At 61.2% G+C, this 19,952-nt stretch carries 21 protein-coding genes; 5 read left to right on the top strand and 16 right to left on the bottom strand.

The annotated features are described in order from the left end of the window. Positions 1-52: 52 nt before the first annotated feature. Positions 53-775: a phosphatidylcholine synthase gene (pcsA, locus tag ASE98_RS23205; protein ID WP_060543866.1), complete on the bottom strand. Its 723-nt coding sequence runs from the start codon at positions 773-775 to the stop codon at positions 53-55. 247 nt (positions 776-1,022) lie between these two features. Here pcsA and ASE98_RS23200 point away from each other — a divergent pair, with 247 nt between their 5' ends. Continuing rightward, a complete protein-coding gene (locus ASE98_RS23200; protein ID WP_060543650.1) occupies positions 1,023-1,757 on the top strand; it encodes a tellurite resistance TerB family protein in 735 nt (244 codons plus the stop codon). Between the two features lie 153 nt (positions 1,758-1,910). Continuing rightward, positions 1,911-4,517 carry a DNA ligase D gene (ligD, locus tag ASE98_RS23195; protein ID WP_060543649.1) on the top strand — a complete coding sequence of 869 codons (2,607 nt, stop codon included), beginning with the start codon at positions 1,911-1,913 and terminating at the stop codon, positions 4,515-4,517. 54 nt (positions 4,518-4,571) lie between these two features. Here the strand turns inward: ligD and ASE98_RS23190 are convergent, their stop codons facing one another. The 4 genes from ASE98_RS23190 to potE form a co-directional block, all read right to left on the bottom strand. After that, on the bottom strand, positions 4,572-5,240 hold the full coding sequence (locus ASE98_RS23190) for a DUF3313 domain-containing protein (protein ID WP_060543648.1): 669 nt from the start codon (positions 5,238-5,240) through the stop codon (positions 4,572-4,574). Between the two features lie 443 nt (positions 5,241-5,683). Beyond that, positions 5,684-6,085, bottom strand: coding sequence for a hypothetical protein (locus tag ASE98_RS23185; protein WP_060543647.1), 402 nt, complete (start codon positions 6,083-6,085; stop codon positions 5,684-5,686). Between the two features lie 181 nt (positions 6,086-6,266). Then, positions 6,267-8,552, bottom strand: a complete 2,286-nt coding sequence (locus ASE98_RS23180; protein WP_060543646.1) for an Orn/Lys/Arg decarboxylase N-terminal domain-containing protein — start codon at positions 8,550-8,552, stop codon at positions 6,267-6,269. Next, positions 8,549-9,958 carry a putrescine-ornithine antiporter gene (gene potE / locus ASE98_RS23175; protein ID WP_060543645.1) on the bottom strand — a complete coding sequence of 470 codons (1,410 nt, stop codon included), beginning with the start codon at positions 9,956-9,958 and terminating at the stop codon, positions 8,549-8,551. Before potE ends, ASE98_RS23180 begins: the two co-directional genes overlap by 4 nt. A gap of 219 nt (positions 9,959-10,177) precedes the next feature. On the opposite strand from potE, the gene ASE98_RS23170 reads away from it, so the two are divergent. Both ASE98_RS23170 and ASE98_RS23165 read left to right on the top strand, forming a co-directional pair. Beyond that, the gene (locus ASE98_RS23170; RefSeq protein WP_371318043.1) at positions 10,178-10,471 is read left to right on the top strand and encodes a hypothetical protein; all 294 of its coding nucleotides are present in this window, start codon (positions 10,178-10,180) and stop codon (positions 10,469-10,471) included. A gap of 93 nt (positions 10,472-10,564) precedes the next feature. Beyond that, the gene (locus ASE98_RS23165) at positions 10,565-10,981 is read left to right on the top strand and encodes an organic hydroperoxide resistance protein (RefSeq protein WP_060543643.1); all 417 of its coding nucleotides are present in this window, start codon (positions 10,565-10,567) and stop codon (positions 10,979-10,981) included. A gap of 129 nt (positions 10,982-11,110) precedes the next feature. Here the strand turns inward: ASE98_RS23165 and ASE98_RS23160 are convergent, their stop codons facing one another. From ASE98_RS23160 to ASE98_RS23130, 7 genes are all read right to left on the bottom strand, one after another. Beyond that, entirely contained in the window at positions 11,111-11,620 is a 510-nt protein-coding gene (locus ASE98_RS23160) for a copper chaperone PCu(A)C (RefSeq protein WP_060543642.1), read from the bottom strand. Continuing rightward, positions 11,621-12,226: an SCO family protein gene (locus ASE98_RS23155; RefSeq protein WP_060543641.1), complete on the bottom strand. Its 606-nt coding sequence runs from the start codon at positions 12,224-12,226 to the stop codon at positions 11,621-11,623. It abuts the gene before it with no gap. A gap of 430 nt (positions 12,227-12,656) precedes the next feature. Beyond that, on the bottom strand, positions 12,657-13,541 hold the full coding sequence (locus ASE98_RS23150; RefSeq protein ID WP_060543640.1) for a ChaN family lipoprotein: 885 nt from the start codon (positions 13,539-13,541) through the stop codon (positions 12,657-12,659). Between the two features lie 49 nt (positions 13,542-13,590). Continuing rightward, positions 13,591-14,358, bottom strand: coding sequence for a heme ABC transporter ATP-binding protein (locus ASE98_RS23145; RefSeq protein WP_060543639.1), 768 nt, complete (start codon positions 14,356-14,358; stop codon positions 13,591-13,593). Next, positions 14,358-15,341 carry a FecCD family ABC transporter permease gene (locus ASE98_RS23140; protein WP_162237416.1) on the bottom strand — a complete coding sequence of 328 codons (984 nt, stop codon included), beginning with the start codon at positions 15,339-15,341 and terminating at the stop codon, positions 14,358-14,360. Before ASE98_RS23140 ends, ASE98_RS23145 begins: the two co-directional genes overlap by 1 nt. A gap of 50 nt (positions 15,342-15,391) precedes the next feature. Beyond that, positions 15,392-16,270, bottom strand: coding sequence for a heme/hemin ABC transporter substrate-binding protein (locus tag ASE98_RS23135; RefSeq protein ID WP_060543637.1), 879 nt, complete (start codon positions 16,268-16,270; stop codon positions 15,392-15,394). A gap of 20 nt (positions 16,271-16,290) precedes the next feature. Beyond that, the gene (locus ASE98_RS23130; protein ID WP_269084483.1) at positions 16,291-16,509 is read right to left on the bottom strand and encodes a hypothetical protein; all 219 of its coding nucleotides are present in this window, start codon (positions 16,507-16,509) and stop codon (positions 16,291-16,293) included. A gap of 253 nt (positions 16,510-16,762) precedes the next feature. Between ASE98_RS23130 and ASE98_RS23125 the strand changes: the two genes are divergently transcribed. Continuing rightward, positions 16,763-17,221, top strand: coding sequence for an REP-associated tyrosine transposase (locus tag ASE98_RS23125; RefSeq protein ID WP_060543635.1), 459 nt, complete (start codon positions 16,763-16,765; stop codon positions 17,219-17,221). A 257-nt stretch (positions 17,222-17,478) separates the two neighbouring features. On the opposite strand, the gene ASE98_RS23120 is transcribed toward ASE98_RS23125, so the two are convergent. The 4 genes from ASE98_RS23120 to ASE98_RS23105 all read right to left on the bottom strand — a co-directional run bounded on the left by ASE98_RS23120 (position 17,479) and on the right by ASE98_RS23105 (position 19,952). Then, entirely contained in the window at positions 17,479-18,000 is a 522-nt protein-coding gene (locus tag ASE98_RS23120; protein ID WP_060543634.1) for a hypothetical protein, read from the bottom strand. 245 nt (positions 18,001-18,245) lie between these two features. Next, the gene (locus ASE98_RS23115; protein WP_060543633.1) at positions 18,246-18,767 is read right to left on the bottom strand and encodes a methylamine dehydrogenase light chain; all 522 of its coding nucleotides are present in this window, start codon (positions 18,765-18,767) and stop codon (positions 18,246-18,248) included. A 19-nt stretch (positions 18,768-18,786) separates the two neighbouring features. Continuing rightward, on the bottom strand, positions 18,787-19,407 hold the full coding sequence (gene mauD / locus ASE98_RS23110) for a methylamine dehydrogenase accessory protein MauD (protein ID WP_060543632.1): 621 nt from the start codon (positions 19,405-19,407) through the stop codon (positions 18,787-18,789). Positions 19,408-19,412: 5 nt separating this feature from the next. Then, entirely contained in the window at positions 19,413-19,952 is a 540-nt protein-coding gene (locus tag ASE98_RS23105; protein WP_060543631.1) for a MauE/DoxX family redox-associated membrane protein, read from the bottom strand.

Genomic DNA, 19,952 nt, shown 5'->3' with positions numbered 1-19,952 from the left:
GTCCATTCAATTACAGGGGAGGGGGGGCTCGGAAAGTCGAACTGGTATGGACTTAAGTCGGCCGTGAATCATCGAACCACTCCAGCGCCGTGCGCCACAGGCAGATCCCCAGAAAATACGCCGACATCAGCAGCCACAGTCCCATTACCAGCGGATTGATCACCGGGTGGTTGAGCACCAGCGACAAACTGCACAGCAGCCAGACGGCGGTGACTGCGATGTTGATCGGCATGAAGCGGCGCACGCGAAACGGGTGCAGGAATTTCATTCGGGTCAGGGTCAGCAGGGCCAGACCGATGACCGTGACCAAGGTGATCCACGGCGAAGGGGCGATGATGTACAGGCACAGGGCAACCACATTCCAGGCGGCGGGGAAGCCCTGGAAGTAGTTGTCCTGGCTTTTCATGTTGACGTTGCAGAAACAAAATAGCGATGACACCAGAATCAGCGACACGCTAAACAGCAGGGTGTAGTCCGGCAACGGGATGTAGCGATAGATGAACAGTGCCGGGATAAACACATAGGTCAGGTAATCAATCACCAGGTCGAGGATCGAACCATCGAAGCCTGGCAGCACCGACTGCACATTGACCTTGCGCGCCAGCGCACCGTCCAGCCCGTCGACGATCAGGGCGACACCCAGCCACAGCAGGCAATGGGTCGGCTGGTTCTCCAGCAGGGCGAGGGTGGCCAGGAAGGCGGTGACTACGCCAGTGGCGGTAAAACCATGGGCGCCCCATGCTTTGAGCCTGGCGATGTGTAGAGTCGAAATCACGCGGGCGGTCTCCAGAAAATCAAGCAAGCCGGTCAACACTCCGGTAGCGGGGGCGGTATAGAACCGGGAGGGGTTGCAGGCATCGACCGGACATCCGGGGATAAGGTTCACCACCTGTGAATCCTGGCTTCGCAGCCAGCGACCGCGAATTAGCCGCGTCTGCGCGTCAGCCAAACGGAGGTGGCACATGTGCCGGTGAGGTCTATGGTTGTCTGACCGGACCAATCCCTTTGATGAGGACATCGTCATGAACACCAGCGATCTGCTCGAACAATTACTGCGGGCCGGCCAAGGCTCGATGACGCAGCAAGGCGGCGGTGGCGCAGCGGCGCAAGGCGGGCTCGGCGACCTGGGCGGATTGCTCGGCGGCTTGTTGGGCGGTGGTGCCGGGGCCGGTGGCGCTGGATTGGGCGGTTTGCTTGGCGGACTGCTGGGTGGTGGTTCATCGAGGGGCGGCGCACCCATGGGCGGCCCGGCGCAAACCCGGTCTGGCAGCGGCGCCAATTATGCCGCGCTCGCTTCCCTCGGGATGATGGCGTTTCAGGCGTACCAGGCCTGGCAGCGCAGTCAGGCATCGGCTCCGCAAGAGACACCGCGCACGGTGGACTTGCTGGCAGGTCCCGAAGTCGAGGAGCACAGCCATGCGATCCTGCGCGCGTTGATTGCGGCGGCCAAGGCCGATGGGCGCATTGACGACACAGAAAAGCTGATGATCAGCCGCGAAATCGGCCGCCACACCGACGACCCGCAATTGCAGCAGTGGCTAGACGATGAAGTCGCCAAACCACTGGATCCGGTTGAGGTGGCGCAGTCGGCGACAGACCCGGCCATGGCCTCGGAAATGTACCTGGCCAGTGTGATGCTGGTGGACGACCAACAGGACGCCGAGCGCAACTATCTGGACGAGCTGGCGGCGGCATTGCAGATCGACCCCGAATTGCAAGTGCACCTGGAGCAACAGGCCAGGGGCGGTGTTGTTTGATCGCATTGTGCTGCAGCTTGATTAGGGCGCCGTTGCTTCGCGGTCCCGTCTGTCCGGGCGATTTCAACGCTGATGGAATTATCCTGGCGCAGGTTTGCTCTGCTTAGTCAGGGGCGTTCGACTTCGACGCCCGACGCTAGCAGCAGGTGAACCATGGCCCGAAACCTGGATGACTACAACCGCATGCGTGACTTCTCGGCGACTTCAGAGCCCGCCGCCGACAAGCGCACGCGCAAGAAAACCGCCCAGGCCCACGGTTTGCAGTTTTGCATTCAAAAGCATGACGCCTCGCATCTGCACTATGACTTTCGCCTGGAGCTCGACGGCGCGCTGAAGAGTTGGGCAGTGCCCAAAGGCCCGTCCCTGGACCCCAAGGTCAAGCGCCTGGCGATCCATGTTGAAGACCATCCGCTGGAGTACGCGACCTTCGAGGGCAGTATTCCCGAAGGGCATTACGGCGCCGGTGATGTGATCGTGTGGGACCGTGGCGTGTGGATTCCCCAGGACGATGCCGAGCAGGCATACGCCAAGGGCCGGCTCAAGTTTGAATTGCAGGGAGAGAAGCTAAGTGGCCTGTGGAACCTGGTGCGCACGCACATGCCGGGTAAAAAGGAACAATGGTTCCTGATCAAGCACCAGGACGCGGCCGCCCGGCCGCAAACCGAGTACGACGTACTGGTGGCCGAACCCGACAGCGTGCTCAGTGATCGCAGCATCATCGCCAAACAGACAAAACCGGCAGACAAACCCAAACCGGTCAAAAAGCCCAAGGCCAGCGCCCGCCAGGAAAAGTCACCACAGTTGACCGGTGCCCACAAAGCCGCATTGCCGCAATCGCTCAAGCCGCAGCTGGCGACCCTGGTGGAAAAAGTCCCGGATGGCGCCTGGAGCTACGAAATCAAGTTCGACGGTTACCGGATCATGGCGCGTATCGACCACGACGAAGTGAAACTCACCACGCGAAATGGTCACGACTGGACCCACAAACTCCCCAAACAGGCTCAGGCGCTGGCCGCGCTGGGCCTCGAGTCGGCCTGGCTTGACGGTGAAATGGTGGTCGCGGACGAGCACGGCGTGCCGGATTTCCAGGCCCTGCAAAATGCCTTCGACTCGGATAACAGTGCCAATATCGTCTACTACCTGTTTGACCTGCCGTATCTCAATGGCGTCGACCTGCGCGAAGTGCCGGTGGAAGAACGCCGCGCCGCGCTGTCCACCGTGCTCAAGCCCGGTGATAACCCGCTGCTGCGCTTCTCCGAGTCATTTGCCGAAGAGCCGCAAGCCTTGCTCAACAGTGCCTGTCAGATGCGCATGGAAGGGCTGATCGGCAAGCGCCTGGGGTCGGCGTATGTGTCACGGCGCAGCAGCGACTGGATCAAACTCAAGTGCAAGCATCGGCAGGAATTCGTCATTGTCGGCTTTACCGATCCGAAAGGTTCGCGCAGCGCCTTCGGTGCTTTGCTGCTCGGGCTGCATGATCGCGACAGTGGCGAGCTGCGCTACGCCGGCAAGGTGGGCACCGGCTTCAACGAAGCGACACTCAACAACATTCATAAGCAGTTAAAACCGTTGCAGACGAAAAAGCCTGCGGTGGTCAATCCACCGAGTGGCTTCGAGGCCAAGGATGTGCACTGGCTCAAGCCCGTATTGCTGGCGGAAGTGGCCTTCGCCGAAATGACCAAGGATGGCTCGGTGCGCCATGCGGTATTCCATGGGCTGCGCGATGACAAACCCGCCGAAGACATTACCGAGGAGCGTGCGAAAGTCGTGAAAACTTCCTCTGCTAAAACTTCTTCCATGAAAAAAAGCGCCACCGAAAAGCCGGCGGCGACGCCAAAGAAAACCGAACCGGCGCCGTCACAAATCGGCTTGGGCAAGGACCAGGTGCGAATTACGCATCCGGACCGGGTGATTGACGCCAGCAGCGGCACCACCAAAGTGCAACTGGCGCAGTATTACGCCAGCGTCGCCGAATGGATTCTGCCTGAGCTCAAGGATCGCCCGGTGGCGCTGGTACGCGCGCCGGACGGCATCGCCGGTGAGCTGTTCTTCCAGAAAAATGCCGAACGCCTGGCGATCCCCGGCATCACCACCCTGGACCAGAAACTCACCGGCCAGCCGATGATGGTCATCAACAACGCCGAAGCCCTGATCGGCGCGGTACAGATGAGCACCGTGGAGTTGCACACCTGGAACGCCACGGCGGACAAACTCGACAAGCCGGATCGCTTCGTGCTCGACCTCGACCCGGACCCGGCGCTGCCATGGAAAAGCATGGTCGAAGCGACGCAGCTGACGCTGTCGGTTCTGGATGAACTGGGGCTCAAGGCGTTTCTGAAAACCAGCGGCGGCAAGGGTATTCACATCGTGGTGCCACTGACCCGCAAACTCGGTTGGGATGAGGTCAAGGATTTCAGCCACGCCATTGTCAGCCACATGGCCAAATTGTTGCCGGAGCGATTTTCTGCGGTATCGGGCCCGAAAAACCGGGTGGGACGGATCTTTATCGATTACCTGCGCAACGGACTGGGCGCGACCACCATCTGCGCCTACGCCGTGCGAACCCGCGAAGGGTTGCCGGTGTCAGTGCCGGTGTTTCGTGAGGAAGTGGCTGAACTCAAGGGTGGCAATCAGTGGAATGTGCACAACGTGCATGAACGCCTGGCCGAAGTCGGCGATGAACCTTGGGCGGGGCTGGCGAAAACCCGGCAGTCGATCACAGCCGAAATGCGCAAGCGCATCGGGATGAAAAAAACCTGAAAACACGCTCCCGTGCAGGAGCAGCCTGCGGCAGCTCCTGCACAAGGTCATCGGTTACTTGATAAACGCCTGGAAGTCGGTACCCAGCTTGTCGATGGCTACCTTGAAGTCCTTGGCGGTGATCTTCTCGCTGGAGTTTTCCAGGGTGCTGCCGAAGACCTTGCGTACCACCTTGGCCACGGTCTGGTTGGTCTTGGCGTCGATAAATTCGGCTTCGAGGAACAGGGTGGTGTCCTGGTCACGATGGCCGCTGACTGCAGTCACGCTACCCACTACTGCCGCGACAGGCACCACTTCATACCACTTCATGCCTTCGGTCTCGGCACTCACCCCGGTGATCGCCGCACGCATGATCAAGGGCTTGGAGCCCGCCGTTGCGGTGGTGGGGACTACGCGGTATTTCTGACCCAGGGTGTTTTTGGCCTTGCTGCTCATGTAGTTCTGGATTTCGCTGAGCGTCTGCTGATTGACTCGCTCATCGGGCTTGGGCGCCGGATACAGTTCCAGCTTGTTGAACACCACCGTGTCATAGGCATTGGGGTTCCACGATGGGCTGACCCAGCGCATGGCCGTCCCGCCGCTCGGCGTTTCGACTTCCTGCAGGTTGTTGTAGTTGGGCAGGAAGCCGGAGTACTGCTCCCGTTCAGTGACTTTCGAGGTGCAGCCGCCAAGCATCAGAGCGGCCAGTGCGGCGCCGACAAGCAGTTTTCGGGATGGGTTCATAGTGCCGTTTACTCCATGGTTAAAATCGTTTTTTTTTTTATGTGCTGTCAGGGCATCAGAATAGCCAGATCATGTTTCCGTTTATAGCTGGAATCAAGGCATTGTCGAGCGGTCCACAGATTTTAGTGCCCTTAATGACATGAAATCGTAAACCGCCAGAGTCATTTACGACCGCAATGCAAAAGTGCGGTCCCCCGTGATGAGCGTAGATAGCACGGACAATATCGCCAGTAATCATTTGATCAAATCAAGGTAGCGAGCCGGCCCCCTTGCCTCCATAAGCGTTTCTTGCCAGCGGGTGGCTGCCAGCCGCGGCGCATTGGTCGGTCGGTCAATGGGACAAAAATAACCATGGTGAGATCTTTTTGCAGTCGCCATTTTTCTATCGAACACCTGAGCGCCGGCTTGGGCAATGGGAAATCCTGCACACTGGAGCATGGCCGCTATGCATCGCGCAACAGGTCGTTGGCATTGAGCAGTTCGTAAGCGATTTGCGGTCGGTTTTCCATGGCCCGGCGGATGGCGGCGGGGATGGCCGCGCGGGTCTTGCGGCACAGGCCGGGCAGTTCGGCGATGTTGATGCCGATGCCGCGCATGGTCCGTACTTCGTTGAAACCGGGGGCGATGTTAACGCGTATGCCCAGTTGCTCGAACATGCGTCGTTGCAGGTGTTCGAGGTCGCTCAGGCTTTGCAGGTTTTCCAGGCGCTCGATCAGGCGTTTTTCTTCGGCGCGGGTCAGAAACAGGATGCGCAGGTCCGCCCCCGGTGTGTCCAGCAGCGGGTCACGCCCGCAGTCGCAGGCGCCGGGTGGGCAGGGTTGGCGAAGAGGAATGGCGGTGGTCATGGGGTTCAATCATAGAGCGCTGTGATTGATTTTGCCCATAGGGTTTTGACTGAAGGAGATCAAGTGTGGGAGCGGGCTTGCTCGCGAAAGCGCAGTGTCAGTCGACTTCAACTTTGAATGTCAGTGCGCTTTCGCGAGCAAGCCCGCTCCCACAGGGGGGCTTGCGGTGAAACTTGTTACCTTATTTCAGGACCAGCATCCGGTACACGCCATCCTCGACTTCAATCCCGTGGGTGTCGTGGGTGAAGCCCGGGAAGGAGGTGTCGAAGGCTTCCAGGGCCTTGAGGTAGGCCAGCAACGGCCCGTCCGCAGGGCCTGCGTTCTCGCCCGGCATGAGCAGCGGGATGCCTGGCGGGTAGGGCACGATACCGGTCGCTGCGAGGCGTCCGGCGGCCTGGTCGAGTGTCACCAGTTCAATCTCGTTGCGCACCAGTTTTTCGTAGGCCTCCACTGGGCTGAACTCGGCTTTGGGCAGGGTGCCGAAGGCCTGGGACATGTTGTAGGTGGTCTTGTGTTTCTTCATGGCGGCGAAGATTTCGTCGGCCAGGTCCTTGAGGCCCATGCCGCCATAGCGTTGCTGGTTGGCGCTGTACAGGTCGGGCAGGCACAGCTCGAGGTCGGCGTTGTCGTCGTAGTCACGCTTGAAGTCCAGCAGGGCGTTGAGCAGCGTGCCCCACTTGCCTTTGGTGATACCGATGGAGAACAGGAACAGGATGGTGAAGTCGGTGGTTTTCTCCACGACTATGCCCTGGCGGCTCAGGTAGGCGGTGATGACGCAAGCCGGAATACCGCTGGCCAGCAGGTTGCCGTCGTCGCCCATGCCCGGGCTGAGTACCGAGACCTTGATCGGGTCGAGCATGCAATAGCCGTCTTCGATGTCGCCGAAGCCGTGCCAAACCTCGTTGGGATGCAGTACCCAGCAATTTTGGTCGGTTTTGAGCTGCACCGGGTCGACTTCATGGAACGGCACGGTGGTGGCTCCGACCTTCACGGTCGGCGGCTGCCAGCAGGTGAAGAACCAGTCATCCTTGCTCTGCATCTCGTTGTGCATTCGCGAGAGGACCTGGCGGAAGCTGATGGCTTCTTCGATCGACTCGGTCGTGAGGATTTGCCCGCTCGGCGCCTCCATCATCGCCGAGCTGACGTCGCAGGACGCCATGATCGCGTAGTTCGGCGAGGTCGAGGCATGCATCATGTACGATTCGTTGAAGCGCGCGTGTTCGATCGGGTTGCGGCCGTTGCGCACGTGAATCATCGACGCTTGGGACAGGGCGGCCAGCAACTTGTGGGTCGACTGGGTAGCGAACACGGTCGGTTTCGATTCGTCGTGATCTTCAGGGTTGCCGTGCATGGCGTGGCGCCCGGCGTACAGCGGGTTGAAACGCGCATAGCCGTACCAGGCTTCGTCAAAATGCAGGCGGTCGACGCTTTCGCCCAGCAACTCTTCGACGCGGGTGACGTTGTAGGTCAGGCCGTCGTAGGTGGAGTTGGTAACGATCGCGTGCACCGGAGTCGGGTCGATGCCTTCCTTGACCAGCGGGTTGCTCGCAATTGCCGCCTTCACGCCTGCGGCGCTAAGGGTTTGCGGCAGGATCGGGCCGATGATGCCGTAGCGGTTGCGGGTAGGCACCAGGTAGGTCGGCAGGGCCCCGGACAGGGTCATCGCATGTTCGGCGGACTTGTGGCAGTTACGGTCGCACAGGGCGATCTGGTTGCGCGTAACGCTGGCCATGAGGATGACGCGGTTGGACATCGACGAGCCGTTGGTCACGTAGTAGGTGCGGTGCGCGCCGAAGACCTTGGCGGCATAACGCTCGCCCTGGCCGATGGGGCCGCTATGGTCGAGCAGCGAGCCGAGTTCGCCAACGGAAATCGACAGGTCGGAACGCAGCAGGTTTTCCCCGAAAAACTCGTAGAAGGCCCGCCCGGCGGTGCTTTTCAAAAACGCCGTACCGCCGGCATGGCCGGGGGTGTGCCAGGAGTATTCATAGGTGCGGGCAAATTTCACCAGCGCACCGAACATTGGCGGCAGTGCGGCCTGGCGATAGCGTTCGATGGCCGCGAGAATGCGCCCGCTGAGGAAGCGCGAGGTGTCCTCGGGCAACCAGATGAAGTCGTCGGCGTGTTGCATGACCAGCAGTGGAATGCTCGACGCAGTGGTCCGGTCGCTGATCAGGAACACCGGCACCCGGGTGTTGCGCTCACGCAGCTTGACCAGCAGTTTGATGCAGTCTTCGTGGTCTTTGCTTTCGTCCATTTCCCAGTGGATCAGCAAGCATTGCACAGCAGTGTCTGTGCGCAGGATCGACGCAGTGTCCTTGAGGCTTTCCGACGCCAGAACACTGACGCCTCGTCCTTCGAGATCGTGAACCAACTGATCCAGAGCGCGGCCGAACACCGTACGTTTATCCGGTGGGGGGCTGGCCAGCAGCGCGAGCATCCCGAGGGAATGTTTATAGTCCGTCATGATTGAACCTCCAAAGTGGATTTATTCAGGTTGTTCACCGGCACTGGCTCACCAGTGAGGTGCTGCGCGCTGACGGTTTGCGTCGGTACGCTGTTGTTGAGAGCTTCGAGGCGAATCAGGCGGTTGTTGACGAAGCCGAACATGGTGTAGCCGAAAATGGTCGCCGCGCCGCCCAGCATTACTGCCTGTGCACCGGAACTGTAGAGCGCCAGGTAGCTGTAGGCCGCCGCGACGAGCGCAATGATGTTGGTCGCCAGGGCCTTGCTTTGCGGCACGTTGGAGACTTTTTGCATGGTCATGATTGCGGCCATCGAGAGGATGTACGGCACCAGGTTGGTGACCACCGCGAGGTTGACCAGGGTGTCGAACTGTTTGCTCAGGTCAGGACTGATGGTGAGCAAGGCCAGCGCAGTCTGTGCCGCCAGCAGCACCAGCATGCCGATAATCGGTGTCCCGGCCTTGTTGGCCTTGGCGAAGATCGGAATGAAGTAACCGGTGTCAGCCGAGCTTTTGTAGACCTGGGCAATGGTGAACTGCCAGCCCAGCAACGAGCCGACGCAGGCGAGGACCATTGCGGCCATCACGATGTTGCCGATCATGGGGTTGAACATCTTGGCGAAGACCAGCCCGAACGGTGCGGTAGAGGCGGCCAGTTCCGGGTTGTCGATGATGCCGGCGATGACGTTGGTGGAGACGATGTAGATCACTGCCGCGCCCAGGGTGCCGCCCAGTACCGCGATGGGTACGTTGCGCTCCGGGTTTTCCACCGCGTCGGTGTTGGCGCACGCCGATTCCAGGCCAAGGAAGGCCCACAGGGTAATCGCCACCGAGGCGCCTGCGGCTTCGAGCATGCCCATGTTGTGCGGGTTCCAGCCGGCCGCATAGACGCTGCTGTCGAACCAGAACCAGCCGATGGTGGATACCAGCACCACCGGGGCAATTACACCCCAGACGGTGACCGCGCCGATGCGACCGGTGATATTCGCGCCGCCGAAGTTGGCGAAGGTGGTGATCCATAGCAAGGCAATGGTCGCCAGACCGACTTGCAGCGGATCGAGTTTGACGTCGAGCAACACCTGTATGTAGCCGACCGCGGTAATACTGATTGCCACGTTGGCAATCAACAGCGACAGGCCATAGGTGTAGTTGGTGATGTAGTTACCGGCTTTACCGAAGGTGTATTCGGCATAACCGCCCATACCGCCAGTCTTGCGACTGAGCATCCCGCAACGGGCAAAGGCATAGGCCAGTGCCAGGGAGCCGGTGGCTGTGATCAGCCAGGAAAGAATCGAGATTCCGCCCACTTCGGCAAGTTTCGTTGGCAACAGAATGATGCCTGAGCCCAACATGTTGACGGCAGTCAACATCGTCAGTTGCCCCACTGTCATTTTTTTCGCGACTGACATTCAGATGCCTCATTGGTTGCTGAGAGTGTGTGTTATCTATAGCAAAGGTTTGGAATGTCGCAAGAAATGACCGTCATAGATTTGACTCAGGTCAGTCCGACGAACGGTAGGGCACTATACTGGCCCCGCGCTGCTCTGTAATTCGCGAAAATCATTTTATTTTCAAATGGTTAAGGATTAGCGATGCGTAATACAGGGATCGCGTTGGTTTCTCTGGCAATGGTGGCAACGGCAGGCGCTGCCCACGGCAGGGATTTGAAGGATGGCGACCGCTACCAGTGCAGTTGGGGTGCGGGTACTGCCGCCAGGGCACAGGAACTCAAGCTCTCGGGGGTTTCACTGTATGCTGCGCGGCAGAAAATCCAGGCCTACAAGTTCTCCCGCAGCTGGATGCGCATGATGGCAATGGGCATTACCGAGCAAACCTATGACAGCGCCTCGCGGTTGAAACCGGAGGCGATCCGCCAGGGTTTTTATCAAGACTGCCTCAAGTACAAGCTGGCGCGGAAATAACCGGGGCACGGCGCCTGTCGGTTGGGCCTCGGCGTGGATGGGTGACGACTATTATTGAAGATCCGGTTTTCTTCCATTCAACAGGAGGTCGTCATGAATCAGATCGACAAAGTACTGTACACCGCAAAAACCCATACCACGGGAGGCCGGGACGGCGCGTCGCGCAGCTCTGACGGCATCCTTGACGTGAAACTGTCGTCCCCCGGCGCGGGCGGTGGCGGCACCAATCCCGAGCAACTGTTCGCCGCCGGCTGGTCTGCCTGTTTCATCGGCGCCATGGGAGTCGCCGCCAAGGAAATGAAGGTTGCAATGCCCAAGGACGTGGCCGTTGATACCGAAGTCGATCTGGGCACCAATGAAGGTGGCTATCTCCTGCAGGCCCGGCTCAACGTGAGTCTGCCAGGGCTGGATCGCGAGACGGCGCAGAAGCTCGTCGACACCGGGCATCAGTACTGCCCTTACTCCAAAGCCACCCGCAATAACATCAATACGGTGGTCAAGCTGGTCTGAGCCGAAATGAAACCGAGGTCGAGTGGCGGACGTTGGAGTTGTCGGCGACTGTGGATTTCTAAACGTCAGGATTAAAAGATCGTCCGAACGCGGCCCCAGCCTTCGGACGATTTTTTATGTGTGGGAATATCAGTTCATCTTGCTGTGATCATGGCTCATCTTGCTGTGATCCATCGTGGCGAGCGCCTTTGCGACGGCCTCCACCTGAATCGACTCTTTCTCGCCCTTGGCATTTTCCACAGTCAGGGTCAGCGGTACCTTGTCGCCTTCTTTGATCTGCGCGGTCAGGTTCATCAGCATGATGTGATAGCCGTGGGGATCAAAACTCACCGGCTTGCCCGCCGGCAGCGCCACGGATTGCACCTGCTGCATCTTCATCACGTCGTCCTGCATGCTCGACTGGTGAATCTGCACGGTTTTCGCCACGGGCGATTGCACGCTCAGCAGCTTGCTGTCTTCGCTGGCGGTGAGCGTCATGAAGGCGCCGCTCGAAGGCTGACCGGCGACTGTTGCACGCACCCAGGCGTCCTCGATTTGAGTTTGCGCCAACACTTGCCAGCTCATGCCGATCAGGGAAAGGCTCAGCGCCAGTTGCTTGCAGCGTTGCGCAAAGCGGTTTTTTGCCAGTGGGGCATTCATTCAGCAAACCTCCATCACGGTGAGCAGGTCTTCTGCGCACTCTTTTGCCGTCAGGGACGTGGACAAGCCCAGGCGCAGGTTGCCCCGGGAGTCGAAGACAAAACTGGTCGCGGTATGGGAGAGGGTATAGGTATCGCCGCTCGGGACCTTTTCAAAGAACACGCCGAACTCCTTGGCGGTGGCGGCGGTTTCTTCGAGGGTGCCGTACAGCGCTTCAAAACTCGGGTCGAAGGCCTTGACGTATTTGTCGAGCAGTTCGGGGGTGTCGCGTTCGGGGTCCAGGGTGATGAAGATCACCTGCAGTCTTTCGCCGTCGCGGCCCATCAGTTTCTTCGCTTGGGCGGCGCGGGCCAAGGTGGTCGGGCAGACGGCCGGGCATTGGGTGAAACCGAAGAAAATCATCGGCATCATGCCGCGATAGCTGCCCAGCATGCGGGTTTCGCCCTGGGTGTCCTTGAGCTTGAAGTTACGCCCCATGATCTTGTCGCTGAGGTCCTTGCCGTACTTGAACGACAGCTTGCTGCTGCCATCGCAGCCGGCGAGCAGGCCCAGGCTCAACAGGCCCATGCCTTGCAGGAGGGTTCGGCGGGTATACAGAGTACTCATGCAGAAAAATATCCTGTGAAGCCTGCCGGATTATCGGCAGGTTGACGGATCAGTCGTGAAAAACCCGGGGATGGTACCAAACTGTGCTGGTGCGGGACGGGCGGATTCGACCATTGGACCGATGCCAAGGCGTGACATAGTGTCGCGCTGGAGATTGAGGGTGAATACAATTTCAGTGAGGGTCTTTGGGCAAAAACCAGGCCTGTGGCGAGGGGGCTTGCCGGACCGCCTCACCGCCCCGCTGGGTCGCGAAGCGACCCCATACCCTGCAATCGTGGTTTGTCAGACATACCAGGTGTCCGGCATTGCGGCTGCTTCGCAGCCGAACGGGGCGGTGCGGCGGTCCGACAAGCCCCCTTGCCACAACCAATCCCCCTTACAACGGCAAGCCTCCTTACGACTGTGTTTCGGGTATTGCGTGCCGTCGGGTTTAACGACGCAGTTCCGCGCAATGATCCTGTTCCGGCTGAGCCGCCGTGTACCACACGTAATCCGCATTGTCGGCCGTTACCGTCTTGCCCACCTCGGCCAGAATCAACACCGCATCAACTTCACCTGCACCCAGGTCCTTGAGGTGCAGCGGCACACCCAGGTCCTTACGCACATGGAAGGCGCCAGCCAGCAACAGCGCAGGGGTCGGTGCGGCCATCAGGCGTTCGGCCATGCGTCGGTCACGCTGCTGTTGCACGGCAAGCATCGCCGGCATCTGCGCTTCGGGCAGCAGGCCGCAATGGGATTGGCGGATGTCTTCCAGCAGGGTCGCCTGCACCTGTTTCGTGGTCGAGGCGCTGCCTTCAAGCACCGGGCGCTGTTTGTAGATCTGCATGATCTGCGCACGGTCGAGGTTGGCCGACAGCAGCGGATACGGCTGGCGCAAGGCGTAGGCCACCAGGGCGCCATAAACGCGCCAGTCCCAGTTGACCTGCCAGGCCAGCGCCTTGAACGGGTCGGCCACAGGCTCACCGGCTCGAATGGTCGCCTGGGCGGCATCGACCCTGGCCTGCTGGTCGGGATTGAGCATTTCCATCAGCAGGCTGCCTTGTGCCCGTTGCGCCGCCAGTTCGCGCAGCAGCCACAGTTGCAGGGCGTGGTGATCCGGGTTGTCGTGCTGTTCGCCGACCAGCACGCGGGGCGTAACGGCCAGGCGCTGGACCAGCTCCTGGGGTGTCAGCGTACGGCCCGTGGCCAGTTCGCGGATAACGCCCAGGTCAGTGTGATCTCGCCCCTCGGGAGCAATCGGTGCCGGAGGCGGCGTGACGTGATGGGTTTGGCAGGCAGCCAGCAGGCTGAATGCACAGAGCAACAGAAAGCGCATCGGATTTCCTTGTATTGGCAAAGGCCCCTCCACCAGAGTAGGTGGCGGTTCAGCGCGCGATGATCAACGGGTGACCACGTTCCGGATGTTGCTGGATCAACACCTGCAACCCATACACCGCCGCCAGCGCATCGGCGGTCAGTACGTTTGCCGGTGTTCCGTAGGCATGGGGCAGGCCGTCCTGCAGCAACAGCAGATGATCGCAATAACGCGCGGCCAGGTTGAGGTCGTGAAGGATCACCAGCACCGCCGCACCGCGCCCGGCGAAGTCGCGCACCGCTTGCAGAATGGTGTGCTGGTGCAACGGGTCGAGCATCGAGGTTGGCTCATCGAGCAGCAGGGTCTGGCCTTCGGCGCCCGGCCACAACTGGGCGAGTACCCGCGCCAGATGTACGCGCTGGCGTTCACCCCCGGACAGGGCCAGATAGCTGCGCCCGGCCAGGTGCAGGGCATCGGCGGCCCGCAGCGCCTCGGCGATAATTTCCGCGTCGCGCACGCGGCCACTGGCGTGAGGCAGGCGACCCATGCCCACGACCTCATTGACCGAGAAAGCAAAGTTCAGGCTCGAACTCTGCGGCAACACGGCCAGGCGTCTCGCCCGCTCCTGGCCCGGCCAGTCGGCAAGCTTGCGCTCGTCGAGGCTGACTGTGCCTTCATTGGCCGGCAATTCACCGCACAAGGCGGCGAGCAGGGTGCTTTTGCCCGCGCCGTTCGGCCCGAGCACGCCAAGCACTTCACCGGGGCGCAAGGCGATATCGATGTTCGCCAGTACCGTGCGTTGGCCACGGCGTACCAGCAAATTGTTTGCCCGCAGCATCAGGAGCGCCCTCGTACCAGCAGATAGAGAAAGAAGGGAGCACCAATCAGCGCTGTGACGATGCCGATCGGCAACTCGGCCGGCGCCAGCAGCAGGCGCGCGGCCAGATCGGCCAGCAGCAACAGGCTGGCACCGGCCAGCAACGAGGCGGGCAGCAACACCCGGTGATCTGGACCGACCAGCAGGCGCATCAGATGCGGCACCACCAGACCGATGAATCCGATCAAGCCGGCTGCAGCAACAGCGGCGCCGACACCCAGTGCGGTACAGAACACCAGTTCCAGCTTGATCCGCTCGATATTAAAGCCCAGGTGGCGGGCCTCGGATTCGCCCAGCAGCATCGCATTGAGCGCCGCCGCCCGGCGTGGCAACCACAGCGCCACGCCGACGGCCACGATCAGCAACGGCCACAAACGCGGGTAGCTTGCGCCGTTGAGGCTGCCCAGGTTCCAGAAGGTCAGGGTGCGCAAGGTCGCGTCATCGGCCAGGTAAGTAAACAGCCCGACCCCGGCACCGGCCATGGCCGTCATCGCCACGCCTGCCAACAGCATGGTGGCGACATCGGTCTGCCCGTTCTTGCGGCCAAAGCGATACACCACCGCCGTGACGATCAGGCCGCCAGCGAAGGCGCAGACCGACAGCAGGTAGGGTTCGACAGCGGGTGGCAAGCCGCCAAGCAGGCTGCCACCGACAATGGCGATGGCCGCACCGAGTGCCGCACCGCCAGAGACACCGACCAGGCCCGGGTCCGCCAGGGGGTTGCGGAACAACCCCTGCATCGCCACGCCGGACAACGCCAGTACCGAACCGACGGCAATCCCCAGCAGGCTGCGCGGCAAACGAATCTGCCCCAGGATCAGTTCCGCTTGTTGGGTGTCGCCAACGTCGAGCGGCAAGCCGAGCAAGCGCAGCCCGGCCAGCAAGGTATCACTTAGGGGCAGACTGACCGGTCCCAGGGCAAGGGACAGCCAGAACACCAGGATCAGCAACAACCCCAGGAAGATCAGTGTCGGACGCGGCCGGAAAATGGCCGTCATTGGCTGATCCCGGCGGTTTTTACGTCCGGGTAGAACGCTGCGCAGAGACGGCTCAGGGCATCCGGTACGCGCGGGCCAAGACCGCCGACCAGCAGCGTCGGATCGATCACCAGCACCCGGCCATCACGCCCGGCGCGGGTTTGCGCCAGGATCGGGTTCTGCTGCAGCAGCGCCGCACGTGCCGCGTCACTCTCCAGGCGACCACCGGCGAAGATGATCACCTGCGGGTCCAGGGCCAGCATGGCTTCGTTGGAGACCGGTTTATAGCCGTTGTGCTCGCCCAGGCTTGTGCCACCGGCCTGCTCGACCATCCAGGCCGCCAGGGTGTCTTTGCCCGCGACCTGCAGATTGCCACCGGAGTGGCTGAGCAGCATCAACACCCGCGGTGGCGGGTGTTGCTGTTGTGCTTGCTTGACCCAGTCAGCCTGGGCTTGCAGGCGCTTGAGGTAACCGGCCGTCTGGGCTTGCGCCTCGGTTTGCTTGCCCAGCAATTGGCCGAGCTCAGTCAGGTTGTGTTGCAGGGCCGCTACGTCAGCCTTGGCCGAGAGCATTTCAATGCGCACGCCGGCGGCCTTGAGCTGCTCCAGCACCGGTGGCGGCCCCATTTCAGTGCTGCCCACCAGAATGTCCGGCTTCAGGGCTAGAATGCCTTCGGCGGCCAGTGCGCGTTGGTAGCCGACGCTTGGCAGGCTGCGCAATGTCTGCGGGTGCTGGCTGGTGCTGTCGACACCCACCAGTCGGCCTTCGCCACCGAGGGCGACCACCCATTCGCTGAATGCGCCACCGGCGCTGACCCAGCGCTGGGGCAGGGCGTCGGCGACGGCCATCTGGCTGACGAGCACGCCGGCACAGGCAAGCAGTGTTTTCATACGCATCGGGACTATTCCTTAGGCGATCACAGTGGTGCGGTTTCTGCCAGGGCACGCCAGTCGTCACGCTCGGCAATGTCCGGCTTGCGCACGCCGAACAACTGGATGACCCGTTCGCCTGCAGCATCGAAACCTTCGTAGCGGGTGATGATGCCATCGACGCTCGGCTTTCGCACACGCCACAGTTCGCAGGCAAGCCTGCTCCACCAGGATCGCAGGTGCATGCTGATGGGTTGGCACTGCACAAATCTGCAGGTGCCGGCTTGCTGGCGATGGCGTTGCGGTGGGCGACGCCTTATTCGAGGCCGTCATCGCTGGCAAGCCAGCTCCTACAGGGATCGCGGGTGCATGCTGATTGGTTGGCACCGCACAAATCTGTAGGAGCCGGCTTGCTGGCGATCACGGCCGAACAGTCACATCCAGAATCAAACGTTGGCAACGTTCCTCATTCCGGCGCACTAGCCTTGTGTTTCGGTTTGAACAAAGGAGGGCAACGGAATGCCTGATCTTCCCCACGCTAATCGCTTGCGTGCCGGACGCTATTCCCAATCCGGGCGTATTTATCTGCTCACCGCAGTGACCCGTAATCGTGAACCGCTATTCGCCCATTGGCCGACAGGGCGAGTCCTGATCCGGCAATTTCAACAGGCACATACTGAAGACCTCGTGGACTCCCTGGCCTGGGTCGTCATGCCCGACCATTTCCATTGGCTGGTCGAACTCAAGCACAGCACCTTGCCGGCCTTGATGCTGGCCACCAAATCCCGCAGCGCACGAGCAATCAATACCTATCTGGGACGAACAGGGAGCGTTTGGCAAAAGGGCTTTCACGACCGTGCCATTCGCTACGAAGAGGATTTACTGGCAGCGGCGCGCTACGTCGTCGCCAACCCGATACGCGCGGGTCTCGTCAGGCGTGTGCATGACTACCCGTTGTGGGACGCCAAATGGGTGTAGGGCGCATGCTGACTGTTTGGCTTCCCACAAATCTGTAGGGGCCGGCTTGCGGGCGATGGCGTTGCGAGGGACAGCGCAATATTTGAGGCCGCCATCGCTGGCAAGCCAGCTCCTACAGGGATCGCGGGTGCATGGTGATTGGTGGGCACTGCACAAATTTGTAGGAGCCGGCTTGCTGGCGATGGCGTTGCGGTGGGCGACGTAATATTCGAGGCCGTCATCGCTGGCAAGCCAGCTCAAATAAGGTACCGAGGTCTTCAGTAATTCATCCCGTCATCAATCGCGATGCCTTTCGCACGCATCGCCTTGATCAGTTCGCCGCGGGTACCGGGCAGGTTGAGCATGGTACTGGCGCGCAATGCGGCGATTTCTTCAGCGGTATAGGGCTGGTAATCGGCCGGCACGCTTTGACCCGCCATCCCGTCTTTGCGCATCAGCCAGTTGAGCAGGTCGGCGAGCTGAGCATTGTTCAATGCCGATTGCGACATGCCGGGCACGCGCACGAGAAATTCACGGCCCCCCGGGACTTTCAGGAAATTGCCGACAAAGCCTTTCATCCTTGGCGTGTCGTTGGCGGCGGAGCCCGTACCGTCACCCAAATGGCAACCGGCGCATTGCAACTGGTAGTTCACGCCAACGCTGTAGCCGGCCCGGGCAATTTCTTTTTGCGCTTGTTCGTTACCCGGTGCGTGACGCTGCGTCGGGTCGGGAATGGCACGGGCATAGGCAAGCGGGGCGCTCAGGGCGCAGACGAGACCGAGCAATATCAAAGTACGCATGCATCCAACTCCGCTGATGACCGGTTTTGCCCTGGATCTCTGTGGAAGCGCGCATGCTCCGGGCGGCGTCCCGACGATGGACTTGAGAACACCGCGTTTAGCCAGTAAACACGCGTTATCGTTAACGACCATCGTCGGAACGCCGCCCGGAGCATGCTCGCTCCTACAGGTGCAGTGAGCAGAAAAAAAGAAATGCAGTCAGAAAAAAAACGCCGGTTGCGTGAGCAACCGGCGCAAAGTGCGCGTTAAACGGCGACGCCACGAATGACCGAAACGGTGCAGTGGTAGATGTGCGACTTGGCGGCCAGGCACCAGTTCACATCGTTGTTGTTGAACGGGCGGTAGGCCGGCTCTTCACTGTCGTTACGGGTGCAGGCGCACTGGGCGCAGCTTTGCTTGCCGCAGCAGTCGTTGTACGAAATGATGTAGTCCTTGCCGTCGGCCGGGTTGCGGCAAGTGCCGATCCAGGTCACTTGCGAGGCCTCGGTGCCCGGCGGGCAGGAGGTCACGGAGCCGCCGCAGCAGCTGCACAGAAAGCCGTCGATGGAGCAGTAGCGCCAGTAGTCGCAGCTGTTCGGATCACCCGGGTCACCGGCTTGCGCAGGTTCGGCGGCCAAGGCCTTGCTGGTGCGATCCAGCGGCAGCAGCAGGGGCAGGGCGGCGCCGGCCACCATCAGCGAGCCCATGCGCGCCAGCAGTTTACGGCGCGAAGTGGTGTCGGCCACACGGCGGGTCGAACGCTCAAACAACAGATCCAGCAGTTTCATAAAGGTCTCCCTGCCTTAATCAGTGGCTATGGCCGTGGCTGTGGTCGTGGGTGTGCGGTTGGGCATTGAGGTACTGCTGCAGCGTGGCGTGCTTGAGATGCTCGACCTCGAACAGGCTGTCCAGGTGCTCGCGGGAGTTGACCAGGCCTTTGGCGCGCAGGGTGCCGGACTTGTCGATCAGCGCGGCGTACGGCAGCTTGCCGATCTGGTAGGTCATGCCCACTTGCGGCCCGACCACGTAGGTCGCATCTTCCAGTTTGTGCTCGCGGATCAGCGCTTGCTGGGCGTCCATGTCGCCGTCGCTGACGAACACCACGTCGAGGCTGCCCGCTTGTTCCTTGGCGATGGACTTGATCGCCGGCAGCAGCGACTTGCAGATCGGGCAGGTCGGCGAGAGGAAGAACAGCAGTTGCGATTTTTCACCGGCATAGCCGAAGTTCACCGGGCGGCCGTGACGGTCCGAAGCGGTGATCTGTGGCGCGGCTTCGTTGACCGCCACGCCTTTGTCGACCATCAGCGCGCCGGCTGGCGCCAGGCGCCCGTGCAATACACCAATCTGGCGCACCAGGCCCATGACGACAAACGCCACGGCCACCAGCAGCACCCAGAGCAGAACGTTGGAAACAATCAAGCCTTCCATTTCGATTACCTACCAATCAATTTGAGCAGAAGAGGGGAGTTCGCCAGCAAGCCATCGGCGGCGGCGTAGATGAGCAGCGCAACAGCGGCGGCGGCCAGGGTCACGAAGCCATCGAACAGGTTGAGGTCGCGGGCCACTGGCGCCACGCTGGCCAGCAGGGCCAGTGCTACCAGCGCACTGTTGCGCAGCAGCAGGACCGGGCGCAGGGGTTGCGCCTGGTCGGGACCTGCGCAACCGCAGTCGATGTCCGCGCGACCACGCCACAGGTTGATGCCGATGGCGGCGGCGTACAGGGCCAACAGGCTGGCGGCGGCCACTGCGGCCCAGCCACGGGTGGCCGGAACCAGCAGGGCGAACGCGACGGCCAATTCCACTAACGGAACCAGGCGCGCGCCCGGACGCACCAGCGCCTGTGGCAGCAGTTGGTAGTCCGCCAGCTGCCGGGCGAAACGGGCCGGTGCGCGCAACTTGTGGGTCGCGGCACTGGCCAGCAACGCCGCTATGGCGAGGGCACTGGCAATGATGAAGATCGGATCTGTGTGCAT

Origin of the sequence: Pseudomonas sp. Leaf48 (genome assembly GCF_001421885.1) — a bacterium.
Lineage (GTDB): Bacteria > Pseudomonadota > Gammaproteobacteria > Pseudomonadales > Pseudomonadaceae > Aquipseudomonas.
This window is presented reverse-complemented; position numbering and strand designations above follow the sequence as displayed.